The 10913-nt window shown below is 38.3% G+C and carries 9 protein-coding genes (1 of these 9 cut by a window edge); 3 read left to right on the top strand and 6 right to left on the bottom strand.

Annotated features, from left to right (window positions below; genetic code table 11):
- The 3 genes from ACKTS5_RS06910 to ACKTS5_RS06900 all read right to left on the bottom strand — a co-directional run.
- Positions 1-2733, bottom strand: partial view of a proprotein convertase P-domain-containing protein gene (locus ACKTS5_RS06910; RefSeq protein WP_408043121.1) — the 5' portion only. 108 nt of this gene lie to the left of the window's left edge; 2733 of the gene's 2841 nt are visible here — the first part of the coding sequence; it begins with the start codon at positions 2731-2733; its stop codon lies beyond the left edge, outside the window.
- 495 nt (positions 2734-3228) lie between these two features.
- Positions 3229-4356 carry a cysteine desulfurase family protein gene (locus ACKTS5_RS06905; RefSeq protein WP_408043120.1) on the bottom strand — a complete coding sequence of 376 codons (1128 nt, stop codon included), beginning with the start codon at positions 4354-4356 and terminating at the stop codon, positions 3229-3231.
- A gap of 14 nt (positions 4357-4370) precedes the next feature.
- Entirely contained in the window at positions 4371-4916 is a 546-nt protein-coding gene (locus tag ACKTS5_RS06900; RefSeq protein ID WP_408043119.1) for a Smr/MutS family protein, read from the bottom strand.
- A gap of 82 nt (positions 4917-4998) precedes the next feature.
- Here ACKTS5_RS06900 and ACKTS5_RS06895 point away from each other — a divergent pair, with 82 nt between their 5' ends.
- Positions 4999-5652, top strand: a complete 654-nt coding sequence (locus ACKTS5_RS06895) for a low molecular weight phosphatase family protein (protein WP_408043118.1) — start codon at positions 4999-5001, stop codon at positions 5650-5652.
- Here the strand turns inward: ACKTS5_RS06895 and ppk2 (ACKTS5_RS06890) are convergent.
- Positions 5649-6431 (bottom strand): polyphosphate kinase 2, encoded by a 783-nt coding sequence (gene ppk2, locus ACKTS5_RS06890; RefSeq protein ID WP_408043117.1) that lies wholly within the window; start codon positions 6429-6431, stop codon positions 5649-5651. The genes ACKTS5_RS06895 and ppk2 (ACKTS5_RS06890) overlap by 4 nt on opposite strands.
- A 2-nt stretch (positions 6432-6433) precedes the next feature.
- Positions 6434-7291: a polyphosphate kinase 2 gene (gene ppk2, locus ACKTS5_RS06885; protein WP_408043116.1), complete on the bottom strand. Its 858-nt coding sequence runs from the start codon at positions 7289-7291 to the stop codon at positions 6434-6436.
- A gap of 66 nt (positions 7292-7357) precedes the next feature.
- On the opposite strand from ppk2 (ACKTS5_RS06885), the gene ACKTS5_RS06880 reads away from it, so the two are divergent.
- Together ACKTS5_RS06880 and dnaN are read left to right on the top strand one after the other, a co-directional pair.
- Complete coding sequence (locus ACKTS5_RS06880; protein WP_408043115.1) at positions 7358-8305, top strand: lipid A deacylase LpxR family protein; 948 nt, start codon at positions 7358-7360, stop codon at positions 8303-8305.
- Between the two features lie 69 nt (positions 8306-8374).
- On the top strand, positions 8375-9493 hold the full coding sequence (dnaN, locus tag ACKTS5_RS06875) for a DNA polymerase III subunit beta (RefSeq protein WP_408043114.1): 1119 nt from the start codon (positions 8375-8377) through the stop codon (positions 9491-9493).
- 49 nt (positions 9494-9542) lie between these two features.
- Here dnaN and ACKTS5_RS06870 read toward each other — a convergent pair whose 3' ends face one another.
- Complete coding sequence (locus tag ACKTS5_RS06870; protein ID WP_408043113.1) at positions 9543-10913, bottom strand: S8 family serine peptidase; 1371 nt, start codon at positions 10911-10913, stop codon at positions 9543-9545.

Below are 10913 nucleotides of genomic sequence, written 5' to 3'. Positions count from 1 at the left end.
AGCATTTGGTAAAGCCTGCTCGTTTACCACTACCTGAGCTGTTGCGGCTGTGGTACATGGTGCGGTTGCTGCTACTGTATATGTATAGGTATTAGCCCCTGCTAATGCTGGTGACCAAGTTCCGCCGGTAGCTGGACTTCCACCTAAGGCTGCAAATAACTGCGCCGATGTTACCGTGCTTCCTGCACAGATCGTTAGTGTTCCGTTAGTTCCTGCATTTGGTGCAACACCAACTGCAATGGATACCGAATCTTGTTCGGGACAGGAATTATTATTGGTAGTTACCTCTACTCTATACGTATTTCCGTTAAACCCAATAGGAACATTTGTAATCGTCAAAGATGCTGTGGTGGCTCCTGAATAAGGCCCTGTATTTGTTAATGGAGTTGTACTCGTTCCGAGATACCAGCGATAAACATAATCTCCTGTAGGAATAGCTATTGTGGTATCATCAGAAGTAGCTCCAGTATTTCCGAAGTCAGTAACACGAATCCCAGCAGCCGTAGCCGTTAACACGACATTTTCTCCTACACAGGTATTCACCGGTTTGGGGCTAATGACTACAGAGTTTATGACATCACTAGCCTTTTCTGCTCCTGTTAATCCATTATATCCTCCTGACCCTCCTAATACTAGCCCTGTAGGACCAACTCCAGTACCATCTAAAGTACCATTATTATCACTATCTACACCTCCTGATTCGTTAGCATCAGTACAATTATCATTATCTGAATCTGTATCCCAATAATCAGGCGTACCATCTTTATCCGTATCTACCAAACATGACAAAATTGAAAAAGGAACATCTTGCTTGGCTATTGAAGGTCCTTGGTACTGAACATTTAAACTTTCAAATCCTGTATTCTCAAAAAATGTTACTTCCAGATAATGCGTTCCTGCACTTAAAGAAATCGTCCCACTTCTTTCGCGTCCAGGATGCAATCCGTCATTATTAACCACCTCAACCCCATCAATTAATAATTTAGAACCATCATCAGAATAAGTAAAAAAGGTATAAGTCCCTGGTGTAGCAATTGTTATTAAACTTTTATAACGAACGCTAAAAGTTTCTGGAGTACCTGAAACACTCGACATTAAAGCTCCCGTTGAAAAGCTCGTAACCCTTCCTGTTGCCGTTGCTCCTGTAGTAGGTATATTATCTACCGTAAATCCAGATGGTACTGCATCAAAAAACTCATATGACACAAAACCAGGACAGTTATTTTCAACAGTATCCAAAATTCCATCATTATCATCATCCAAATCACAAGTATCTGCGATATTATCAGAATCATTATCTGGAAATCCAGATACCGCTACAGAACAACAAACGGTACTATCAGAAGCATCTGTCACTGCCGCAGTGATGGCCTGACCTCCCGATCCCACAGTTGAAGGCACTCCGTTACTCGTCACTCCTCCTGAAAACGCACCATTAGTAAGCTGGGTGTAATTATAACTCCCTGCCGCTTCCAGTGCATCAAAACATCCATCATTATCAGAATCGGTATCTAAATAATCAGGAGTACCATCTCCATCTGTATCTCTAGGGGTATTACAGAAAGTAAAATTCCCAAGTGCCGTCATCTGAAACTGTGTCGATGATGGTGACCCCGTTAAGTTTTTATATCGAATTTCTAATTTACTAATCCACGCCTGAATCCCCAAAATAACAACATTCCTATCGGTACTGGCATTAGTTCCTCTAAAAGCATTCCCTACTACAGCTTGATTATCTGCATCGTACTCAGCCGAAGTTAGTGTATGTAAGGTCCCATCAGTTCTTGTGATAATCAACTCTACCTCATCTCTAAACGATGTAGCTCCTGTTCCTCTATCGACATCATAAATGGTAAAACCTAGATTATATACTGGCTGGTTGAAGTCAAATACATGGATTGATTCTCCATTATTTTCAGCCTTTTGGTACAAAGTATAGGAAGATGCCGTAGTACCATAGTCATTAATTCTATACTCTTGAGTACCTACCACATTTGAACTTCTCGACAACGTTACTCCTGTACCATTGATAGTTAAGTTCGGGTTGGTTGTCACAGGGTCTTGACCTAGTGTTACACTCCCTGCTCCACCTTCAATATAATTTGCATCCCAGTTCAATGTAGAATTACTGGCGCAGGTTCCCATTTCGTCGACATCTAAAATTCCATCATTATCATCATCTGCGTCACAAACATTATTAATTCCATCTGCATCCGGATCATTAGCTGTCACTACTCCTGCAGTAGCACCTGCGCCACAAGGATCTAAATAACAAACTTGTACAGTAAAACTCCTCAATCTTCCATTATCAGCAATCGCATAATTATCTGTCACTACCAATGTCCAGTTTCCATTAGGGTTCTCTCCATTAAAAGCGCTTAAAGCGACTTCTGGTCGGTAGGAACCTATAAACGGAGCTGAACCTGACGTAATAGCTGTAGCTGCAGCATCATCAAAAACAGTATTTTGATAATTATCACCGGCCCCACCATTACTACTAGACAAATCTATTGTTGTACCATTTGGACTAATTAATGAAATTTCGACATCCGCGACATAATTATGGTCTATATCCACGGTCACGTTAACGTCAGTGATTGGGCGTGTAGCTGAAATATTTACAACCCTCGAAATCCCAGTACTATTACTAAAAAAAGCATTTCCATTCCATGTTTCGGACACACAAGTAGTTTGTGCCACCCCACGGGTAGAAAAAATAAGAACAACTAACATTAACAAAATTCTCAATGAGCTGAAAAAGTTGTTTTTTAGTATCTCCCTTGACTTAAGCCACTCTGTTGAAACAAAAGAGTAATACTTCACCATATAGAATAATTTATAAAGGTACATTACACCCAAAACAAATCGGGCATTTATCTGATTATCAAAAAATTATATGGGAGGGATTTAAAAAAATGTCCCCCCAAAATTTTAATTAACCGTGCTAACGATAATTATAATTTGGGGGGACATCTAATAAACGTGGCAAATATAAATTAATTTTATTCTAAATTGATACTTATAGTTACATTTTTTTTACTCAGTTTTGAAGTCCCTTTTATTAATTATAAGAAAAATAAATACGAAAATAAAAAACCATAACATAGAACTATAAGAAATAAACATTTAAAAAGCCTTTTTACAACAGTTCTATTTCTTCTAAACACATCATAAGAAAAGCCCTTCAAAAAGGGCTTAAACATCAATTAAATCAAAAAAAAGTATTTTTTATCCTACAACAGCCTCTAAAGCCGTTTCAACATCGTCTTTTGTTGTCAGTTTACTAAACGAAAACCTTATCGATGTTTTGGCTGCTTCCACATCTGGCAAACAAGCTTGTAACACGTGAGATCCTTTGGAACTTCCACTTTGACATGCACTACCTCCTGAAACAGCTATGCCTTTAATATCTAAATTAAACAACATCATCGGATTTTCAAGAGGAAAACGAACACTTACAATGGTAGGACTACTGTTGCGTAAATTCTCAGACTCACCGTTAAACAATACTCCAGGAACTTTAGTTTTAAGGCTCGAAATAAAATAACTTTTTAATTCATTCAAACGAGCCATTTCTTCATTCAATACATTTAGAGAAACCTCAAGAGCTCTTCCCATACCAATAATACCGTGTACATTTTCAGTACTTGAGCGAACTCCTCGTTCTTGATCACCACCATGCAACATCGGTTTTACCACATGCCCTTTTCTTACATATAAAAAGCCAACCCCTTTTGGACCGTGAAATTTATGTGCACTTGCTACCATAAAATCAACCTTAACTTCCTGTAAATCTATGGGAACGTGACCTATTGCCTGCACAGAATCTGAATGAAATAGCGCCGCATGTCGCTGACAAACCTCAGCAATCTCTTTTACCGGTGCAATATTTCCGAGCTCATTATTCACCCACATTAAAGTCACCAAGGTTTTTTTGTCACTGGCATTTAAAACCTCTTCTAATGCCTCTATTTGATAACATCCCTTTTGGTCGACCTCTAAATAAACTACTTCGACTCCGTATTTTTCTTCCAAAAAATCTACGGTATGCAATACCGCATGATGTTCCAGTTTTGTAGTCACAATTCTAGTAACCCCCAGGTTTATGACTGCATTTTGAAGCACTATATTATCACCTTCTGTTCCTCCGGAAGTAAACACTATTTCGCTAGAATGTACATTAAAATACTTCGCTATTTGTTTTCGTGTTGTTTCAACAGCAGACTTCGCTGTTCTCCCAAATTGATGTGTAGAGGAAGGGTTTCCAAAATTTTGCAACATCGACTCCGCCATACATTCTACCACCTCTGGTAACATAGGTGTCGTAGCGGCATTATCCAGATAAATTCTTTTCATGGAACAAAGATAAACTAATTAGAATTTTGATACACATAAACTTCAGTTGCCCCCAATCCGTATTTTTTATAGGAAGCATCATAATACTTCACTGGATACCGATTTAACAGATAATTTAATTCAGATTTCAACACCCCTTCACCTACTCCGTGAATAAAGACAATTTTAGAAATCTTTTTCTGAATACAATATTCAACTTTCCGTCTAGCAACCTCCAATTGATAACTCAAGATATCATAAGTATCCATTCCCTTTGTCGATTTTACCAATTTCTCTATATGCAGATCAACTTCAAGAATTATTTCATTTTTCGTTTTCACAAAACCACTCTTTTTCCTCACCGGTTCTGAAGTTTTTTGTCGTAACATAGAATTATTGATATCACTATACCTGCTTAACTCTCGCTGCTCAACATGTAACCTCACCAATTCTTTTGCATCAAATCGATACACCATCCCGTCTTCATCTCTGACGACTACTTCTGCCCCATCTACCTCAATAACAACACCTTTGATAACATCATCAATAACTGCTACTTTATTACCAATTTCAAAACACATACTTAACTATTATTTAATTTATTAACTCGCTTAACAAATTATTTTTGCAGATAATTTTAAAATACAAAAGAACAGCAAATAAATGATTAACACTAAAAACACGAGTACAAAAATTTTCTTCGAAGAAGCCAAGAGAAGCTTAACACTAAGTGAAACACGTGAACAACTTTTATTTGAAATCGCAGATGCTATTACTGACGAATATCTAGATAGAGAAAAATTAAATCTAAATTTTATCTGCACACACAATTCTAGGAGAAGTCAATTTGCTCAGGTATGGGCTTTTTATGCTGTTCACTATTTTGATATCCCCAATATACAATCACTTTCGGGAGGCACAGAAGCTACCGCATTTCACAGAAATACGGTTCGAGCGTTACAACAGTCAGGATTTGAATTTCACGTAGAAAATTTCTCACACCAAAATCCTAGATACCTCATAAGTTTTGAAGGCGCAGAGCAACCGCTTACTGGATTTTCAAAAACATTTGACGATCCTCATAATACCTATCCGTATATAGCGATCACCACCTGTGACAGTGCCGATGAAAACTGTCCATTTATTCCCGATGCACTCGAACGCTTTCACTTGGGCTTTGAAGACCCCAAACGTTCGGATGACAACGATGACACAAAGGAAGTATATTTAGCGTGCTGCAACCAAATAGCTGGAGAGCTCTACATTCTATTCGAAGAAGTTAAAAAGCAACTTATTCAAGCAAGTCAAGAAGCTTAAACAGGCGTATTCTTATCGTACGGAATACTCTTTAGTATGTGATTGATTACATTAACTCTGGCCATTGTTTTACGGTTTGCTCTAATCACTTTCCAAGGTGAAATAAGGGTATTCGTTTTAGAAAACATGGTTCGCTTATAACTAGTATAATCATCCCACAATTCTTGTGCTCGCTCATCTACAGGAGTCATTTTCCACTGCTTCAGAGGATTATTTTTAATATCCATAAAACGCTTTGCCTGTTCTTTTTTAGTAATCGACATGTAAATTTTCACCAAACGAATCCCAGATTCGAGTATCATCCGTTCAAAATCGTTTACCTGATTCATAAAGACCTCGTACTCTTCCTGTGTACAAAATCCGTTTACCGGTTCCACTACAGCTCGGTTATACCAACTTCTGTCAAAAAAAACCATTTCACCAGCTTTCGGAAACTGTTCTACATAGCGCTGAAAATACCATTGCGTTTTTTCATCTTCGTTTGGTTTTGGCAGTGCCACAATTCTCATATGACGAGGGTTAATACGCTCTGTAATTCTTCGAATAGCGCCCCCCTTACCAGCAGCATCCCTACCTTCAAACAAAATAATGATGCGTTCATCTTGCTCTATGGCCCAAGTTTGCAATCGTATTAGCTCGACTTGAAGTTTCTTCAATTTGCGTTCGTAATTGACATAGCGCAACGCCTTTTCAAGATTGTATTGTTCGCTTGATAACAATGCCTTAAATCCTCTAGCAGAATTTAATTTATTTACGTCTTTCTGAGTTAACTTCTCCATAATTAATCTAATTGACTTACTGATCTGTAATAACGCATTACTATATTGGGATCCGGATTTAGCTTCGTTTGCGCTAGCTCTTTCCCCTCATAATCAAACTGCGACAACACATATCGAATACACTCTACACGTGCTTCTTTTTTATTATTCGTTTTTACCACAATCCACGGGCTATAGGTGGTATGGGTTTTACTAAACATCTCATCTTTATAGTAGGTGTATTTATCCCACAATTCCTGACCTCTTTTGTCTACAGGACTAAACTTCCATCGCTTTAAGGGGTTGTTGTTTCTCGAATTAAAACGCCTCAATTGTTCGCTTTTAGAAATGGATAACCAAAATTTGATAATGATCACACCGTCTTCGTACAGCATATGCTCAAACTCGGGAACCTGAACCAGAAATTTTTTATACTGATTTTCTGAGCAAAACCCCATTACTGGCTCTACGACTGCACGGTTATACCAACTCCTATCGAAAAAGACAATTTCACCGGGGTTCGGTAATTCTTTTATATAACGTTGAAAATACCATTGCCCTTTTTCAACTTCTGTCGGTTTGTTCAGCGCTACGAGCCGTGTGGAACGCGGATTCAAATGCTCCATAAAACGACGTATGCTTCCACCTTTTCCCGCGGCATCTCTACCTTCAAAAATGACTGCTACTCGCTTATTATTTTTAGCTACCCACTGCTGAAGTTTCACCAATTCAATTTGGAGTTTTTTTAATTCCCGTTCGTAATTAATTTTCACTTCAACCTTATCGATATCGATCCCCTTTTCATGAATCAAATCGCGAAGTTGCTCCTTAGAGGTCACACTTTGAAAATCCTGAATGGTCAATTTGTTGTGTTCCGACATAGCTGCGTTGCAATAATTTTAAAATTCTTTCTGTAGTATTGCTAAAATAAGAGGATATTTGCGACTATGAAAAGAATTACAACATTTTTATTACTTCTTAGCTTTTCTATAGCTCATTCGCAACGAGCCTACGACCACGAGTTCAGTTTCTCAAACGACAACGATCTCTATATTTCAACAAGTCAGGATAGGTATTATACCAACGGGATGACCTTTGGTTATCGTTATTTGGCCAACAGTACTCAAATTAGTGCAAAAAAAATATACCAATTTCGTCTCGGACATAAAATGTATACACCATTTAAGGCCACCGTGAGTTCTCCGGAACTTCACGACCGCCCTTTTGCCAGCTATTTGTATTTGAGCGGCGGTATTGCTCATTATTTTAAACAGGGAGAAACGCTCGCTGTTGACGCTGAATTGGGTATCATTGGGCCTGCTGCTATGGGAAGAGAGCTACAAGACTTTATCCATGATATTTACGGATTTAGAAAAGCGACCGGATGGCAATATCAAATAAAAAATGCCTTCGCCATCAATATCAAAGCTCAATACACCCGTCCGCTTTGGACTAGCATCAACAACAAATTGGATATTCACTGGTTAAATTCAGGAAGCCTTGGAACTGTTTTTACTGATATTTCTACTGGGGTTCTCAGTCGATGGGGATTCTACACACTTCAATCGAGCACCAACAGTTTGGCATTTGGCAGTAATCTTAACGGCAATGCTGAGATTTCTCAAAACAAATCTGAGTTTTTCCTCGTATTCAAACCCAGCGTCCAATACGTATTTCACGACGCCACCATCGAAGGTAGTATTTTCAGAACTGACAACCCTATTACATTTCCAATAAACCCACTTGTTTTCAACGCTGAGTTGGGAATTATGTTCACCAGTAATCGTTTCAACTTTGGTTACAGTATCTTTTACCACAGTAAAAAACTACAAAGTGTCCGAGTTCCGGAATCTAACTTCTACGGAAACATCACATTACGATACTTGTGGAATTAATGAAAAATAAATTTTAAATATCATCAAATTAAAATATATTTGTAGGTCTAATCATTAGAAATTTAATCAATGAAATTTATCGTATCTAGCTCTCAATTGTTAAAACAATTACAAGTTTTAGGAGGAGTGATAAACAGCAACAATACGCTGCCTATTCTGGACAACTTCTTATTTGAATTAGCTGAAAATGAATTAAAGATATCATCTTCAGATTTAGAAACCACCATGAGTGCTGTGGTAGAGGTTGAAAGTACTGACACAGGTGCTATCGCTATTAATGCTCGATTGTTACTGGATACATTAAAAACTTTCCCTGACCAACCTTTAACTTTTAAAACTGAAGGAGATAGCACGATTGAAATCATCTCTGAGCAAGGAAAGTACGACATGGCTTATTTTAACGGGGACGAATTCCCTAAAGCTGTGGAGTTACCATCACCTAGCAGTACTGAAATCCCATCACATATTTTAGCTACTGCCATTACCAAAACGATTTTCGCTGCCGGTAATGATGATTTACGACCAGTAATGAGTGGAGTATTCTTCCAGTTTAATTCAAAAGAACTTACTTTTGTTGCTACGGATGCTCACAAATTAGTAAAGTATACAAGAACAGATGTTACCGCTGATAAAACAGCTGAGTTTATCATGCCTAAAAAACCTTTAAACTTATTAAAAGGTATTTTAGGAGGATCAGAAGACTCTGTAACTATAGAGTACAACGACACCAATGCCAAATTTACTTTTGACAACGTCGTACTTATTTGTCGTTTAATTGACGGTAAATACCCGAACTACGAAGCGGTAATTCCAAAAGAAAACCCAAATAAACTTACTGTTGACAGAGCTACTTTCTTAAACTCAGTTCGAAGAGTTTCTATTTTCTCTAGTAAAACTACTCACCAAATTCGATTGAAAATGGCTGGAACTGAATTGAACATTTCTGCTGAAGATATCGATTACGCTAACAAGGCTGATGAACGCTTGTCATGTGACTATCAAGGTGATGATATGCAAATTGGATTTAACTCTCGTTTCTTAAGTGAAATGTTAAACAACTTAAACTCAAACGATGTACTTATCGAGATGAGTTTACCAAATAGAGCTGGAATCCTTACCCCTATTGACGGAACAGAAGAAGGAGAATTAGTGACGATGCTGGTAATGCCAGTTATGCTCAACAACTAATAACCTTTTACACATCATACAAAACTCTAAGCTTAGGCTTAGAGTTTTTTTATTTCCCTAGATAAGCTATTTTGGCACGAAGCACCTTTCCTCCAGGAACTTCTATAGCCAACAAATACACCCCTCGCTCCACTTCCAATTCCTCAAAGTCTATACTTAAATCATTTACCCCTAACCGAACATTTTCATTTTCACTATAAATAGTTGCTCCAGACATTCCATAAACTACTACCCTTATTTGACAAGCTTCTCCCGAAGTTAAACGAAACACCAAGTCCTTTCGTACTGGGTTCGGATAGTATGATTTCAATTCCACTTCTTTACGGGTACCAGATAGCAACTCTGACTTCATGAAATATTCGAGCATGCATCGGACAGCTCCCAAGGCGTTTAAACTTCTCCCTCCCTTAACCTTATCTTGTAAACTCAACTTTCGAAATGCTCCTCTTTCCACAAAATCGCTTACCAAAAGAGGCCACTCTGAACTAGGCATGCTACCACTTTCATTGCTTAAAAATTGCTGACTGTAAACATAAATAGCAAAACAAACTGCACTCACATAGGGTGTCGCAGCAGAAGTCCCATCAAAAACCCCTCTTTTACCACTGTTTAGCAGGGTTACAGAACCAGCTCCTGGAGCTGCTATATCAACATCTAGGACACTGTAAGCCGCCGTTTCCAAGTAACCGTTTTCATTTTCATTTGTTACTGCAAGGTAATTTTTAGCCGAGCACAACGTAGGCATATCTCCTACTTCACTCACATTGACCTCAGCATTTGGCACCGCTCCTACCACCAATACCCCCAAAGCCTGCAACGTATTGTAAAGCGCACACCACTCCGGAAAATCTTCAGCCCACAAACCTTCTTTTCCCCACGAACAATTCAGCACCAAAATGTTAGCTCCAGCAGCTCCTTTGCTAGTTACAAACAAGCGTTTTAATGCAATCACGTACTCTAAAGAACGTTTAATTTCGGTTATCGAATGCCCGCCTTCAATTCCCAAAAACTTAAAATCCAACTGCAATTCATCATATAGCATTTCTGTGAGCATACTATAAACCGGTGTTCCATGCCAACTCCCTAATCCATCATTCGTGATATCAGAATCATTGTGATAAAAATCCCATCCTCGCACATCATCGACATAACCATTCCCATCATCATCCAAACCGTTATCTGGAATTTCTCTGGAATTCTCCCAAAATAAACGCTTAGGAACTACAGACCAGTTTACGGCCTCATCTATCACAGCAATAACTGGAGTTGCCGTATCCAATCGAACATTCTTTAAAACAGCAACAACTTCCCTCCATTGAATCTGTTCGTAATTTTGTCCATTGGCAGTAATTACAAATCCATATACCACACAAAGCAGGCAATAATACCTTGCCTGCTTGTACAACTTCCTTAACAACAC

It is taken from the genome of Tenacibaculum litopenaei (genome assembly GCF_964514025.1).
Lineage (GTDB): Bacteria > Bacteroidota > Bacteroidia > Flavobacteriales > Flavobacteriaceae > Polaribacter > Polaribacter litopenaei.
The sequence above is the reverse complement of the archived record's forward strand: the minus strand, read 5'-3'. Positions and strand labels throughout refer to the sequence as shown.

What these genes read in the sequence shown, in the direction of transcription:
- ACKTS5_RS06900 (WP_408043119.1), bottom strand. Translation starts at nt 4,916, where the DNA reads ATGTGTTTTGAAATTGGTAATAAAGTAGCAGTTATTGATGATGTTATC.
- ACKTS5_RS06880 (WP_408043115.1), top strand. Translation starts at nt 7,358, where the DNA reads ATGAAAAGAATTACAACATTTTTATTACTTCTTAGCTTTTCTATAGCT.
- dnaN (WP_408043114.1), top strand. Translation starts at nt 8,375, where the DNA reads ATGAAATTTATCGTATCTAGCTCTCAATTGTTAAAACAATTACAAGTT.
- ppk2 (WP_408043116.1), bottom strand. Translation starts at nt 7,291, where the DNA reads ATGTCGGAACACAACAAATTGACCATTCAGGATTTTCAAAGTGTGACC.
- ACKTS5_RS06895 (WP_408043118.1), top strand. Translation starts at nt 4,999, where the DNA reads ATGATTAACACTAAAAACACGAGTACAAAAATTTTCTTCGAAGAAGCC.
- ppk2 (WP_408043117.1), bottom strand. Translation starts at nt 6,431, where the DNA reads ATGGAGAAGTTAACTCAGAAAGACGTAAATAAATTAAATTCTGCTAGA.
- ACKTS5_RS06905 (WP_408043120.1), bottom strand. Translation starts at nt 4,356, where the DNA reads ATGAAAAGAATTTATCTGGATAATGCCGCTACGACACCTATGTTACCA.